Below are 14,141 nucleotides of genomic sequence, written 5' to 3' on the forward strand. Positions count from 1 at the left end.
AGGGATGCCCTCGCAGGGAAATCAACGGGTGTAGTTATTTAGACGCTTACGCTGTAACTGTTGGTGGAAGCTCTGTTGGTACGATAACAAGCAATTCCATTTTGGTAAACACTTCCAGCTCAATAAGCTGTGGTTCAAACTGCATGGCATTGTTTCCTATTGATGACAATGTTACCCTGACAGAATTAGAAAGACCAGCTTCAACGTTTGGAGGCTGGAGGGGTGGATGCAGCACAACAAACGGCAACACCTGCATGGTAAAGATGTCTGTTGCAAAAAACGTAAGCGCCAGTTTTTACAACGGCTTTGAAAAGCCATTGTATGACAGTGTCATGGGAGTTGCAGAGGACGTAACCACCGGCCTTAACCCCGTTGGATCAACCGTGCTTGCCGCGCCAACGACAGAACAGTAAAGTTTTACGCACGATAATAAGTTCAGTGCTGTAACGTAGCAGTAAGTATTTTGATAACTGTTGTGGCAGGAATGTGGGTAATCCTATGTTCCTGCCACACATATCTGTGTCTTTCCGGCATCGGTCAACATTACAATTCATGATACACCATAAACTGATATGTTGTTTGCCCGCAAATCCTTCCTAACAGTCCTATATGCCAAACATCGGCTTTGCCAGAATCTCCTGTACTTTCAATTCCATAAATCTCTTCGACGCCGCAGAGCGTATTACCATGGCCGTGTCCGCACCCCTGCCAGTACCGGCTACCGTTATTATATCCACACCCTCGGGGACTAATCCGGCGTCTGCCGCCATCATGGCTATCTCGCAGCATACCTTAGCACCCTCACCAAAACGCCTCAATGTCTGAGCCACTATAAGCGTTGGATACAGGCCGTTGAATTGCTTCGCAAACGCGCTCTCAAGCGAATGCGTCACCATTGTGCCAGTATATAAAATCGCGCCGTTTGCACGGATTTTATTTGTCAAATCAGGGTCAAGCTCTATCGTGTTTGGCTCCTTAAACCCATGTGAATGGCTTACCGCGACTAAATTTATACCAGTGCCTTTAAATGCCTCAGAGAACAACACGCCAGTTTCGCCTCCGGTTGTGGCCACCACGATGTGTTTGTATCCTAAGTCCTTCACGGCAGCCTTGACTATCGAAAGGCAGTCGCCGGTGTTGGCCTTGCCGGGTTTTTCAAAATAATATGTCTTTTTCTCTATCATAGCCCCTCCTTGCCCGACATTGTAATATCCTAAAGTCCACAGATAAACAACCTTCCACGGCCTCGTAAATATTCTTTAGCAATTCGTCAAATGAATCCCCTTGTGTGGCGCACCCCGGAATTGCCGGTACTTCAGCCCAATAGCCGCCTTCCTCCGCTTCATGAACCACAACTTTTAACTTCATCGCCTCCCCCTATTTTTCCAAAACCTTAGCCCTTAATCTCGTCCTTGCCGACCGTGCGCTTGTTGAATTTATTCATAGCCTCGGCAACGCCCTCAGAGATAACGCAGGCAGCCGCCGCTGCCGCTAGTGAGACCGCCTCCTTTATGAGCCGCGCCTCGCCCGGGGGAAACCTCATCAGGACATACTCATCCACCGGAACTAAGGGGTTTTTCCCAACACCAATTTTAATCCTTATGAAATCCCTCGTCCCCGAAGACTCAATTATCGAAAGCACCCCCTTGTGTCCGCCCGCCCCGCCGCCGTTCTTAACCTTCAGCCTTCCGGGGTCCATATCTATGTCGTCTTGTATTACTATTGACTGAGGGCTGCTCATTCTAACCTCTGAATAGACGGCTGAACCGCTTCTGTTCATATACGTAAGGGGTTTAATAAGCGTTACCGGCGCACCTTCAATCACGCCTTCGCCTTTTTCCATGACGCCGCGCACCTTTAATTCTATCCCATACACGCGGGCAATCTCATCTACGACGGCAAAGCCCGCGTTGTGGCGCGTGTTCTTGTACTTAGTGCCGGGATTTCCCAGCCCAATTATATACCAACCGCTACTTATCTTTGTCTTCCTGCTTGCCCTTCTTCATGACCTCCGGCTCCTTAACGGCATCAGCGCTTGCCTCCTCGGCGAGTTCAGATATGGCGCTTGCCGAGACTGTAATCGTCGCTACCACCGCGTCCATCTCAGACAATATCTTTATCCCCTCGCCAACCTTTATGTCACTGACGTGATAGGAATGCCCTATTTCAAGCCCTCTGACGTCAAGCTCTACGTGGGCAGGGATGTTGTCCGGCAGAGACTCTATCTCTACCTCACGAAGGCCGGCCTGTAAAATACCCCCGTCGCGTTTTACGCCTACCGGTGTGCCGACAAGCAGCACACCAACGCTTACCTTGATCGTCTCCTTAAGTGACACCTCATAGAAATCCACATGCAGGAGCTCGCCCTTAATCGGGTCGGTCTGATAGTTCCTCATAATCGCAAGTTTGGCCGAGCCGTCGCCAAAAGCCAAATTAACAAGTACCTGCTCACCGGCAAGTGAGTTAATAAAGCTCACCAGCTCCTTGCGCGGCAGGGAAATGGACTGCGCAATACCCTTACGGTATATGACCGACGGGATGTTGTCCGCCCGCCTTAGGGTCCTCGCCGCCCCCTTGCCCTTTGTTTCTCTTACTTCTGCTGTTAACGTGGCTCTTTCCATTTATGTCTCCTCCAAAAGTTATTATTTAAATAGCGAACTTATTGACGATTCCTCGTGTATTCTCTTAATGGCCTCGCCAAGCAAAGAGGCTACGCTTAGGATGACGAGCTTGCCGCAATTAACCTTTTTATTGCCCAGCGGGATAGTATTTGTTACAATGACCTGCTCAATTACCGAGCTATTGATTCTCTCTATGGCAGGGCCAGAGAGCACGGGGTGCGTACACGCCGCATATACCTTCAGGGCACCGTTTTCTTTGAGGATTTGGGCGGCCTGCACTGTGGTGCCCGCGGTGTCTATCATGTCGTCAAGGATCAGGACATCCTTGCCGCTGACATCGCCTATGACGTTTTCCACCTTACATTCGTTTGCCTGCTCTCTGCGCTTATCTATGATGGCCATTGAGCAGTTCAATCTCCTCGCCACTGACCTCGACCTCTCCACCGCCCCGGCGTCAGGGGCTACAATAACCAGATTATCCACAGGATAGCAGAGCTTTATATAATCCAAAATCAGCAATACGGCATAGAGATGGTCCACAGGTATGTTAAAAAATCCCTGTATCTGCCCCGCGTGTAAATCAATAGTCAAAACCCTGTGCGTACCGGCAACAGCAATCAAATCAGCCACCAGTTTCGCCGAAATCGGCACACGAGGCTGTACCTTTCTGTCCTGCCGCGCGTAACCGTAGTACGGAATTACGGCGGTTATCCTGCCAGCGGATGCCCTCTTAAGGGCGTCCACCAATAACAAAAACTCCATCAGATTATCGTTGACCGGAGCGCACGTGGATTGAATGACAAATATGTCAGAACCCCTGACGTTGTCATCAACCTGGATAGAAATCTCCCCGTCACCGAATCTCTTTATGACGGTGTCAACCAGTTTAAGGTTCAGGTATTGAGACACTTCCTCAGCTAGAGCTACATTTGAGTTTCCTGTTATGAGCTTAATGCCCTTCATATTTTGAGTTCTCCTTATAATAATCCATGAACCCGGCCCGCCGCAAACCCGACCCGCCGCCGCAAACCCGGCCCGTCGCCGCGAACTGGCTGGGGTGGGAGGATTCGAACCTCCAGATGGGAGATCCAAAGTCTCCTGACTTGCCATTTGTCGACACCCCATCGCTCTATTGCGAAATTAAAGATGGTATTATAAAATAATTTTTGCTAACTTGTCAAAAGCATATTGACAAGTATGACGTATTTATTTTATTTTATCATACGTCGGGAAATTGTGACCCTTGGCGCTGCGTGTCTGAGAGGGCGGCAACCGGCGAAACGAGTGCGAAGAAGGTGAGTGGCTGATGAAAACGAAATTTATGAAGAAGGACGAGTTCGAGAGGAAATGGTACGTGGTTGACGCACACAGCAAGGTGCTTGGAAGGCTGGCCACGAGGATTGCCATATATCTCAGGGGCAAAAACAAGGCTATATTTACGCCTAACGTTGACACTGGCGATTTTATTATCGTTGTCAACGCGGAAAAGGTAAAACTGACGGGCAATAAACTCAACGACAAGGTGTATTACCACCATACCGGCTACATTGGCGGTATTAAACAGGAAACCGCAAAGGACAGGCTGCGCAGACATCCCGACAAGATAGTCAGGGCTGCCGTATGGGGTATGCTGCCTAAGAACAGGCTCGGCAGGGCTATGATAAAAAAACTCAAGATATATAAAGGTGGGCAGCACCCGCACGCGGCTCAAAAGCCGGAGGCCCTGGACATTAAGTGAGATTAAGTGATACCACAACAACACGACGTAAGGTGATGCAGCGTGAGACATCCCGATAACGTGAGGAGACTTCAATGGCAGAGATTAGATACACGGCAACCGGCAAGAGAAAGACATCGGTCGCCCGTATAATATTAAAAAAAGGCAAAGGCGACATAACCGTTAACAGCAAGCCTATTGATACGTATTTCCCGAGAGAGACGCTTAGGATGATGATAAATCAACCGTTGGAAGTAACCGGCATGGTGGGAAAGCTTGACGTCACGGCAAGTGTGCACGGCGGAGGCCCGGCCGGACAGGCGGGGGCAGTGAGGCACGGCATATCCATAGCGCTTATCAACTCGGACTCAGACCTCAGGCCTAAGCTCAAGAAAGAGGGCCTGCTTACGCGAGACCCAAGAGAGAAGGAGCGTAAGAAGTACGGTCAAAAAGGCGCCAGAAAACGCTTCCAGTTCTCCAAGAGATAATACACGCTTTGCACAGGCAGGGGGGCACTGTCGTAGTTAGGGGACTCATTTGCCGCGGCGAGGTGGAGTGAATTTATGATCAGAGCGGTTATTTGTGGGGCAAGCGGCTATGCCGGGAGCGAGCTTCTGAGGATACTCAGAGCGGCGCCTGATGTGGAAATTGCCGCGGTTACGTCTGAGCAATCGGCCGGTAAACCTGCCGAAGGGCTTTTAGCCCTCGTTGAGGGTAAAAGATTCCGCTTTGAGCCTCTCATAAGGGAGACGCTGCTCGAAAAGGGGGATGTATTTTTCCTCGCCTTGCCTCATTCGGCCTCTCAGGAGGCGGTGGAGTTTTTCCACAGCAATGGTAAAAAAGTGATTGACCTCTCCGCTGATTACCGGCTCAGGGATAAGGCTGTCTATGAGCGGTGGTATAAGACAGACCATAGATTTCCCGATACATTAAAACATGCGGTTTACGGCCTTCCGGAGCTTTACCGCAGCGAAATCAAAAATGCGTCATTAATAGCGAATCCGGGCTGCTATCCTACGACGGCAATAATTGCCCTTTATCCCGCCCTGAAGCAGGGAATCATAACTAAGGAGCATATAGTTATTGACTCGAAGTCCGGCGTCTCCGGCGCAGGCAGGAAAAGCGACGTCGCGTATTCCTTCTGCGAAATTGCCGACGGCTTTAAGGCCTATGGTATTGCCGCACACAGACACACACCGGAGATAGACCAGGAACTCTCCTGCATAGCCGGCAGCCCCGTCAAGGTGACATTCACACCCCATCTGTTGCCCGTTACGCGCGGCATGTTAAGCACCGTCTACGCGCCGCTAAAAGACAACACGGCGCTGGACGAAGTCCTTTCGATTTATAAAAATGCCTATAAAAACGAACCCTTTATTGATGTGCTGGACACTGGAAAATACCCTGATATAAGAAACGTCCGCGGCACGAACATGTGCCAGATAGGCGTTGCGGTTGCTGAAAACGGCACGCTTATCATAGTAAGCGCCATTGATAACCTCGTCAAGGGTGCCGCCGGGCAGGCGGTGCAGAACATGAACCTCATGTTTGGACTTCCTGAAACCGCGGGGTTAAACCTGCTGCCGGTAGTTCCCTGATTTCATATCGGGTGCCTTCTGTTGTACAGCGTCTAGCGCACAGCGTCCTTTAGTGTATAGAGATTTCTCTCCACGATTTCCGTAATGACGATGTCGGGCTTTTCTTTTTCAATAATATCCGTATCGAATTCTCTCGTCCATACGTAGACGCTGCGCCGGAAATGTTCGGCGAAGAAGCTCAAAGGGTGCATGAAGAAGGAATCTCTGAAGACAACAATTTTCGGCAGTCCGCTGTCGTTTACTTCTTTTACGATTAGGGGATTTTCGGGGTTTCGGTAAGTGTTTATGTAGTCACCGGGTACGGCGTCTCTGCTTTTGTATAAGCTCAACGGTTTAAAGTCCATCTTGTCGTCGGTATAAAGATCAGAAACAGATAGAAGCCTGTAAAGGTCGCCACCGCTTTTGACTGAATGGCTGACTTTGAATCCAGAAATATCCATAGGGACAAGCCGCGGGTAATCTTTTCCCAGTGTACTTATGATTTTCTGATAACCCCAAAATGCCCCATAGGAGTTCCAGTGGGTATCGGTCTTAAAATACAGCCTGCCTTTGTGTTTTGCATTTATAAGGGTATCCCTCAGGTCAATTATATTGAATGTCGGGTTGTCCATTAACCCGATAATCTGATCAATCCTCGTCATGTTGCCGACCTTATTTATATAATCAGGGAGATATTCCGGATAAATAGTTTCCTTATTTGGGGGAATGAGCAGATAGTAGTTAATGCCTCTGTCACGAAGCCATCTTTGTCTGGCCAGAAGGACTCTTCTGATCCTTAATAGTTCATCCTGTGTAAAGGGCGCGTTGCCTCTATAGTCTTCAAGGGTCTTTAGGGCCGTCATGTATAGCCAGCCATCGCGACCGAATATCACCTGCTCAGGGATAGGGGAGTTTTTTAAAAATGTTACCTTAAACCTGTTATTCCACCGTATTAACATATCTCTGAAGCCGAAATTATCTTCAAAGTATTGAGTGTATTGATCGGGGAATTTGGCCAGATTTGCTATGGAGAGCCTTGGATTTGAGGCAAGCGTTCTCTGTTCGCTGATATTCACCTTATAGGTAATCATAAGGAAGGTGCTTAACAGCGGCAGGCTGATAAATACGAGGAATACCAAAGAAATAACGACGCCGGGCTTGCAGTACAATTCCACCTGTGGAAAACGTACGAACCACAAAACCACAAGACATAATATAGCAAACATTATGGTGCACACATTCCACAGGTAGTGTTTATCTATTGAGCGGACGAGGTCATCAAACGTACTGGCAATCTGCCAGTTTGTTAAAAAAGCCGGATATTTTTTCGGATAAACGTACAATGCCCCGCCGGAGATATTACGCCTTTCGACGTTATTGGGGGGAAACATACTGTAAATTTCCTCCGGGGACCACTTATACTCTTTAAATAATGTCATTATGCGAATGCTCTTAATTGCGATGACGCCTTTGCCATCACCTAAAAGCAGACTTAACGCCGTAATTTTATTAATCCTTTTTGGACATTTAAATTTTAAGACCTTAAACCCATCGCTGGCCTTAAGGTCTGCGGTAACGGAGTTCTCCTCGGATAGACCGTTTTCGTCGTGAAAATAAACCCTTGGGGTGATGTTTTCAGTGGATCTCATCTCGACAAATACCCTGATAATCAAATAGCTGTCAAGTTTCCTGAAGAACAAATATGCCGAGGAAAATGCCAGCACCACGATAAGCAGCTTCAGCGCCAGGGCGCTGCAAAGGTACCTGGCAACGGCTGCCTTAATCCTAGTCCACGAGTTATTGTCAACAATCATAAGTGCTTATCTGTATTGGAAGTGCTTATTGCGCGGCAGTGAACTACCACCAGAGCCACTCCCCGGTTAACTATATCACAGAGTGGCAACTCAGGGCAAACGTGACGGGATTTACGGGGTGAAGGGGGGGTTACCCCCCCTTCGTCGTTAATCCTTTAGTATCAGGTTTTTAGCCATGAAAGCGCGGCGGCGAGGTCGTTATGAAACACCTTATGGTTTTTCGACAATATGAAGGCTATCGAGGCAAGAAAGGCCGTCGCCGCACCCGGCACTACCGTGGCACTTTTTTGCACCTTATCTCTTATCTTTGCGTCGAACGATTTCATCTCCATAGCCAGTTTCATAGATGGGGATTCCATATTTAACGTATTGTAGAGGATTTTCGTACTCTGGGACTTGCTCAGAAGGTCTTCAATGCCAGTGGCGGCCTGTTTCACTATTTCCATGTTCATCTCTCCGGTATATACCGCTACGATTATTCCATCCTGAAGCGTTACCTCAGCCGAACCTTTCATTGCCTCCCCTCCTTGTTATTACTTTTATTGTCACTTCTATCAATTGAGACTTTCATATTCTTCTTAATTACCTCGGCCTCTAAATTGGCCGGGTTTGACGAGTAAACCATAATAGTGATTCTACGGTTTCTCGGGTCGCTGGGATTTTCCTTAATCAGGGGCTCGGTTGCGGCAAACCCTGCCACTCTGGCTAAGTTGTTAGGGTCAATGCCGTCCTGTTCAAGTTCCCTTCGGGCGGCCGATGCCCTGTCGGTCGAGAGTTCCCAGTTCGTGTACTTATTGGTCGAATAACCGAGGGCGTCTGTGTGGCCCTCTATTGAGAGCTTTATGTCCTTCAATGTCAGAACATCTCCGGCTATTATCTTCATTATCCTCTTTGCGTCAGGTGTTAGTTCAGGACTTCCAAGGGCAAACATTGGCTTGCCCTCCTTGTCAATAATCTGGATTCTCACGCCACCGTTGACTACATCTATCAACACCTGCTCCTTTATTTCCGAACTTCTGTCCCCTATCTCTTTTTTCAGCTTCTCCCCCAGGTCTTTTTTCAGCTTTGCCATGAACTGTTCCGCGGCTATAGTCGGGCCGTCGGCAGAGGTGGCGTCCTTGATTTTTTCTTCCAGATTAGCGATCTCTTTCTTGATGCCTTCTTTGATCTTTTCGAGTTTTTCCGCGTTGGCAGGTACAGCGAGCTTGATTTCCTGCTCTACGGTAGCCAGTTGTTGTTTCAGCTTGTCAAGGAGCTGTTTCATCTCCTCGGGGCTTTCATGAGGCGAGGCGTTTTCGACTTTCTCTTCTACCTCCCTTGGGGATGAGGTAACATTTGAGTCAACTACATCTTTACCCTTTCCTATAAAGTACATTGACATGGCGCTGAACATACTCAAGTTCTTAAAATACGTGGAAAGCTGCAACTTTTTCGATGCGGAGGTCATGTTTAGCAGCCACATCAGGAGGAAAAATGCCATCATTGCGGTAACAAAGTCTGCGTAAGCCACCTTCCATGAGCCACCATGGCCGCCGCCATGGCCGCCTTTCTTCTTCCGCTTTATTATTATATTCTGTCCTTTCATTTTCTGACGGCGGCCTCAAGCTCTGAAAATGTCGGCCTTTCGTGCCCGGGAATTGCCCTCCTTCCCGACTCTACCGCTATCTGCGGTGCCGCCCCGCCCACAAAGGCCACCAACGCCGTCTTTATTACATAAAATATAATCTCCCCCTCTTTAGCCTTTAACTCAAGATTCGTCGCTATTGGCCCGACAAATCCATAACACAACAACACGCCTAAAAATGTTCCGACAAGGGCTGACCCTATGCTGTGTCCCAACACGGTGGGAGGCTCTGAAATCTTTTCCATCGTCAACACCACTCCAAGCACCGCCGCAACTATTCCAAAGCCTGGCAAGGCATCCCCCATCTTTTGAATTGCCATGGCCGGCAGCATCTCCTCATGCGCATTGGCCTCAATGTCTATGTCCAGTAAATCAGCCAGCTCATGGGGCGGCATATTGGTCGTTATAATGACCTTTAAATTGTCGCAAATAAACCTCATCGCGTGCTGGTTTGATATAACGCTCTTGTATTTTGAGAACATCGGGCTTTTCTCCGGCTCTTCAACATCCTGCTCAATAGATATCAGGCCCTCTTTTCTCACCTTAGAAAACACAATAAAGAGCAGCGACAACATCTCTAAATACTCCGTTTTTGTCGCCCCCCCCTCTTTCATTATTGATGAGAGACTCGCAATTACACCCTTAACCACCTTCTTTGGCGAGCCAACAATCAACGACCCGATTGCCGCTCCAAAGATTATCAGCAACTCAGGAGGATTTAACAATATAGCGACGTTACCGTGCTCAATCAGATACCCCCCCAGTATGGCCCCCGTCACCATTAACATACCTACTATTACTGTCATGCCAGAGTCACCAACATAATATTATTTTCTTTCCGGGTCAACACTTTTCTCCTTGTAGAAATGGTCACGTTGTTTTCTCAGAATCTCACGTTGCCTGTTCAGGGTATACCGTATTATCTCGTCCTTTACGTCTTCCTCGACATTGACGAAATTAATAGATACCTCGCATTCACCGGTTTTAAGACATGCCGTCATAACAACATGCCCGTACACGATAAGGCCGACAGGGGGCGACGACGGCAGCAACATCTTTATTTCAACTGAATCTCCCTTCTTAAAATGGTTGGAACACTTCAGTCGTACCCCTGAGGCACTTATGTTGACCGCTTTCTCTTCCGCGTTCACCAGCCCTTCTTTCTCCAGCGACAGCTTATCCAACACCAATCCCAGCTTCATGTCTATATCAAGGAGCATCTTCCAGAGCACCGGGCTTACGGTCTCATCAGGGATGTCCACGGCATAGCTCCTCAAATTCGACATCTCCTTGCCAAACTCCGATATAATCTTTGATTTCTTATGAGCAGCCGCACCATCAACTTTCTTTACAACTATAGACAGACTATCGTCCACCCGAAAAAAATCGCGCTGCTCAGTACCAAGCAGCCGCAAAAACACGAACCGGCTGTCTATGGATGAGACTTCCGTGAAGTAATCCACCGTCTCAGTTGATATTGTGACGTTCTGCCCTTTTCTGAAATATCCGGCGACCCCGCCCTCGGCGCTTAACACCACAGTGTCCCCTTCTACCGAAAGTACGGAGGTCTCATAACGCTCAACCTTTGGGACTAACTTGCACGTCACCGTTTCACCCTTTGTCAGCAACGGACTGCCCTCCACTCTGTAAGTACTCGCCCATACATTAACAAAAGACTGGTTTGACTGTCAACACGTCCTGCCTTACAAATAAAACTATGACCGGCCACAGACGCAACGCACCATCAGGTGGTCTTATGTATCCAGTTGAGAAAGCCCTTTGCCATTCTATGTGTTAAGGTACCCTCTTTGATATATTTCTTAAGGAATGACCTGGTCTTTGAAGAGACAGGCAGGGCTGCGCCATAAGGCAGGGCTGCACCATAATAGTCATATATAGCCTTGATAGCCTGCATCATTTCCTTGAGGTGGTCAACAGCGGGATAAATATCGGGGCCATAGATGTACTTTATTGTATCAGTGATAAGTTCATAGCACTCTACATGCGCGCTTATGGGGTCATTGAGTATCGTATTACTGCCGTGAAGCCTGTATGAAAGCAGTTTTTCGCCTATCAGGAAATTGCATCCCTTTTCGTTGTATTTCATTGCCCTGACCGCAAAATCATAATCAAGTATATATCTCAGATTATTAAACGGGCCGATATCGTTTGTTAAGCCGGACTTGAAAAAAAAGTTGGAGGTGCTTATTGTATAATTCCCTCCCAATATGGCCTTCAGTGGGGATGAGGTCTGGAGGTAGCCATTTTTTAGTTTGGTGTACCACTTAATCCAGTAGTGATTGGGGTCGGTTATAGGGTTTGAATGGCCGTCAATGAGCGTCAGGTCAGTTATCTGGAAAATATACCCGCCCTCTTTTGCCACACTCAACATCCTTTCGAGGCGTTTTACATTATATGCGTCGTCGGAATTTATGATTGATACATAATTGCCCGCCGCCATCGCAACGCCGCGGTTAATGGTGGCATGTGAGCCGCTGTTTTCCTGAGAATAGTATTTGATACGCGGGTCTTTGTATTTTTTTATGACAGACTCGGTTGCGTCCTTTGAGCCGTCGTTTATTATTATAAACTCAAAATCGGTAAAGGTCTGATTCAGAACGCTCTCTATGGCCTCACCCACGTAAAGTTCGTGGTTATATGCCGGCATTACAACGGTTATCTCTGGTATAGTCATCTATCTGCTGCCCACCTTGCCCACCTCTGCCTGAAAGGGCTGTATGCCCATAAAGAGCGGGAGGCCCCTTTCGGATTTTTGCATCTGCGCGTACCTTTCTGATATAATCTCATTCATCAGCCTTTAACGAATTGAGTGTGAATTATAGAAAAGAATGTTCATTTTGTCAAGACATTTTATCTGTAAAAATTTATTATGGCGATTGTGAACCCCCTAACGATATTAAAGAGCCATGTAATAAGGCATCTGAAAAGGATACTGCGGCCTTTTTATAAAAAAGCCACCCATTTGTTTTTCGGGAAGAAGGCATATCACGCATGGATACTCAATAATGAACCGAACACTGCCGCCCTCACTGCCCAACGTACGCACAGATTTGACTATATGCCTTATTTCGCGGTTTTATGCGTCGTAAATCCTGAGCGTAGTGAGCGTATTATTGCCTCGCTCAGGGGGCAGACATACGACAGGTGGCGTTTGTATTTGCTGTCTGGCTCTCCTGAAGGCGCACCACCTGAAGCCGACGAAAACATTCGATTCATTGACAGGGCTTTGCCTCCGGATGAGATTGTCTCATTGGTTGACGGTGATTTTATTGTGGCGATAGGGCAAAACACAGTCCTCTGCCCATTCGCGCTATATGAAATAACCGCTTCGATTAATACCAATCCCGCTGGTAAACTATTTTATTCTGACGAGGACTCCATAATCGGCGGCAGACGGGCTTACCCTCATTTTAAGCCGGACTGCTCGCCCGATACATTGAGGAGCTTTAACTATATGGGGATGTTTATGGCAATTACAAGGGAACTTTTTGTCTCAGAACACCCTCTTTCGGTAGAAAGCAGATATGCCCTGGCGCTTAAATATGCTCAGGAGGCGGGGGCGGTAGTTCACATTCGGAAGGTGTTATTCCATACAGTTGGCAGTGGTGAAGGCACGCCACACGCCGCCGAAAAGAAAGCCCTCTCTTGTCATCTGACAGAACTCGGCATCGCCGCTGAGGTACAGGAGCACCGCCCCGGACTATTTAATGTTATATATAAAATACCGGACACCCCCCGCGTATCCATTATTATTCCAAACAAGGACAATGCGCAACTGCTGGCGAAGTGCGTCAAGTCTATTATATATAAGACAGCGGCCTATGATAACTATGAGATAGTGATTGTCGAAAATGGCAGCGTAAGAAAGGACACCTTTACTCTTTATGACACGCTCAGGCGCGATGAGAGAATAAGGATAATCAACTGGCAGGGGGAGTTTAACTATCCTAAGGTCAATAACTACGGCGCTTTGTGCTCTGAAGGGGCAGTTCTGCTGTTTTTAAATAACGACACAGAGGCGTTAAACTCTGACTGGTTAATAAACATGCTCCGGCACGCTATAAGAAAAGATGTGGGCGCAGTCGGGGCCAAGTTATTCTATCCTGACGGCACTATCCAGCACGCTGGAATCGTGGTAGGTGTGGGGGGTGTTGCGGTAGAGTATCACAAGGGATTTGACGGCGCAGAGGCGGGTTACTTTAACAGGCTTGCAATAGTGCATAATGTTGCCGCGGTTACAGGGGCATGTCTCATGCTCAGGCGGGAGTTATTTGACACGGTAAAAGGATTTGACGAGTCTTACGCGCTTGCCTATAATGATGTGGATTTATGTCTCAGGTTGATGGAGCTGGGGTACCCCACGGTATGGACACCATTTTCGGAACTCTTACATAGCGAATCAAAGACACGGGGATATGAAATCACACAGGCCCAAAGGCAAAGGCTGAATGATGAGTCTATGAGGTTCACAAAGAGATGGCGCCACATACTTGACGAAGGCGACCCATATTATAACCCTAACCTGTCACGCGACAGAGGGGATTTCACTCTTGGCTGAAAAAACTTCCTAAGGATTAAAGACGAAGAGGAGTAACTCCCCTCGTAAATCTCGCCACGTTTTATCTATTGAATTCCATCTGCCGCCGACAAGACGGGGGATTATCCCCCTGTTGGCGGCTTCCAGTGCTCCGGCGCTGAGTTGTTAGTTTTGTTGCAGCAATTCTCGGTGAAGGTAAAATGATAGTGAGAATGCGTGTTTACAGAGAA

Annotated in this window: 15 protein-coding genes, 1 tRNA gene and 1 pseudogene; 5 read left to right on the plus strand and 12 right to left on the minus strand. The window is 47.9% G+C overall.

Annotation, left to right across the window (positions count from 1 at the left end):
- Window positions 1-413 (plus strand): annotated as a pseudogene (locus AB7D94_RS12735) (hypothetical protein); the annotation flags it as partial.
- A 192-nt stretch (window positions 414-605) separates the two neighbouring features.
- On the opposite strand, the gene AB7D94_RS12740 reads toward AB7D94_RS12735, so the two are convergent.
- The 6 genes from AB7D94_RS12740 to AB7D94_RS12765 form a co-directional block, all read right to left on the minus strand.
- The gene (locus tag AB7D94_RS12740) at window positions 606-1,184 is read right to left on the minus strand and encodes a pyruvate kinase alpha/beta domain-containing protein (RefSeq protein WP_420266266.1); all 579 of its coding nucleotides are present in this window, start codon (window positions 1,182-1,184) and stop codon (window positions 606-608) included.
- A complete protein-coding gene (locus tag AB7D94_RS12745; protein WP_420266267.1) occupies window positions 1,156-1,368 on the minus strand; it encodes a type II toxin-antitoxin system HicB family antitoxin in 213 nt (70 codons plus the stop codon). The genes AB7D94_RS12740 and AB7D94_RS12745 overlap by 29 nt, the downstream gene beginning before the upstream one ends.
- Before the next feature lie 25 nt (window positions 1,369-1,393).
- Window positions 1,394-1,978, minus strand: a complete 585-nt coding sequence (pth, locus tag AB7D94_RS12750) for an aminoacyl-tRNA hydrolase (RefSeq protein WP_420266280.1) — start codon at window positions 1,976-1,978, stop codon at window positions 1,394-1,396.
- A complete protein-coding gene (locus AB7D94_RS12755) occupies window positions 1,971-2,621 on the minus strand; it encodes a 50S ribosomal protein L25 (protein WP_420266268.1) in 651 nt (216 codons plus the stop codon). The genes pth and AB7D94_RS12755 overlap by 8 nt, the downstream gene beginning before the upstream one ends.
- Before the next feature lie 21 nt (window positions 2,622-2,642).
- Window positions 2,643-3,584 (minus strand): ribose-phosphate diphosphokinase, encoded by a 942-nt coding sequence (locus AB7D94_RS12760; RefSeq protein ID WP_420266269.1) that lies wholly within the window; start codon window positions 3,582-3,584, stop codon window positions 2,643-2,645.
- Between the two features lie 86 nt (window positions 3,585-3,670).
- Window positions 3,671-3,745: transfer RNA gene (locus AB7D94_RS12765), tRNA-Gln, on the minus strand.
- A 182-nt stretch (window positions 3,746-3,927) separates the two neighbouring features.
- On the opposite strand from AB7D94_RS12765, the gene rplM reads away from it, so the two are divergent.
- The 3 genes from rplM to argC all read left to right on the plus strand — a co-directional run bounded on the left by rplM (window position 3,928) and on the right by argC (window position 5,936).
- Entirely contained in the window at window positions 3,928-4,359 is a 432-nt protein-coding gene (gene rplM / locus AB7D94_RS12770; protein WP_420266270.1) for a 50S ribosomal protein L13, read from the plus strand.
- Between the two features lie 74 nt (window positions 4,360-4,433).
- Window positions 4,434-4,826 carry a 30S ribosomal protein S9 gene (gene rpsI / locus AB7D94_RS12775; protein ID WP_420266271.1) on the plus strand — a complete coding sequence of 131 codons (393 nt, stop codon included), beginning with the start codon at window positions 4,434-4,436 and terminating at the stop codon, window positions 4,824-4,826.
- A gap of 75 nt (window positions 4,827-4,901) precedes the next feature.
- Window positions 4,902-5,936: an N-acetyl-gamma-glutamyl-phosphate reductase gene (gene argC, locus AB7D94_RS12780; protein ID WP_420266272.1), complete on the plus strand. Its 1,035-nt coding sequence runs from the start codon at window positions 4,902-4,904 to the stop codon at window positions 5,934-5,936.
- A 32-nt stretch (window positions 5,937-5,968) separates the two neighbouring features.
- Here argC and AB7D94_RS12785 read toward each other — a convergent pair whose 3' ends face one another.
- From AB7D94_RS12785 to AB7D94_RS12810, 6 genes are all read right to left on the minus strand, one after another.
- Window positions 5,969-7,729, minus strand: coding sequence for an alginate O-acetyltransferase AlgX-related protein (locus tag AB7D94_RS12785; RefSeq protein ID WP_420266273.1), 1,761 nt, complete (start codon window positions 7,727-7,729; stop codon window positions 5,969-5,971).
- A gap of 161 nt (window positions 7,730-7,890) precedes the next feature.
- Window positions 7,891-8,244 carry an STAS/SEC14 domain-containing protein gene (locus AB7D94_RS12790; protein ID WP_420266274.1) on the minus strand — a complete coding sequence of 118 codons (354 nt, stop codon included), beginning with the start codon at window positions 8,242-8,244 and terminating at the stop codon, window positions 7,891-7,893.
- On the minus strand, window positions 8,241-9,314 hold the full coding sequence (locus tag AB7D94_RS12795) for a flagellar motor protein MotB (protein ID WP_420266275.1): 1,074 nt from the start codon (window positions 9,312-9,314) through the stop codon (window positions 8,241-8,243). Before AB7D94_RS12795 ends, AB7D94_RS12790 begins: the two co-directional genes overlap by 4 nt.
- Window positions 9,311-10,159 carry a flagellar motor stator protein MotA gene (gene motA / locus AB7D94_RS12800; protein ID WP_420266276.1) on the minus strand — a complete coding sequence of 283 codons (849 nt, stop codon included), beginning with the start codon at window positions 10,157-10,159 and terminating at the stop codon, window positions 9,311-9,313. The genes AB7D94_RS12795 and motA overlap by 4 nt, the downstream gene beginning before the upstream one ends.
- 21 nt (window positions 10,160-10,180) lie before the next feature.
- Complete coding sequence (locus AB7D94_RS12805; protein WP_420266277.1) at window positions 10,181-10,981, minus strand: PilZ domain-containing protein; 801 nt, start codon at window positions 10,979-10,981, stop codon at window positions 10,181-10,183.
- Between the two features lie 116 nt (window positions 10,982-11,097).
- Window positions 11,098-12,048 (minus strand): glycosyltransferase family 2 protein, encoded by a 951-nt coding sequence (locus AB7D94_RS12810; RefSeq protein WP_420266278.1) that lies wholly within the window; start codon window positions 12,046-12,048, stop codon window positions 11,098-11,100.
- A gap of 204 nt (window positions 12,049-12,252) precedes the next feature.
- On the opposite strand from AB7D94_RS12810, the gene AB7D94_RS12815 reads away from it, so the two are divergent.
- Entirely contained in the window at window positions 12,253-13,932 is a 1,680-nt protein-coding gene (locus AB7D94_RS12815) for a glycosyltransferase family 2 protein (RefSeq protein WP_420266279.1), read from the plus strand.
- Window positions 13,933-14,141: the final 209 nt, after the last annotated feature.

The sequence above is a fragment of the Candidatus Magnetominusculus dajiuhuensis genome (assembly GCF_046044395.1).
Taxonomy (GTDB): Bacteria; Nitrospirota; Thermodesulfovibrionia; order Thermodesulfovibrionales; family Magnetobacteriaceae; genus Magnetominusculus; species Magnetominusculus dajiuhuensis.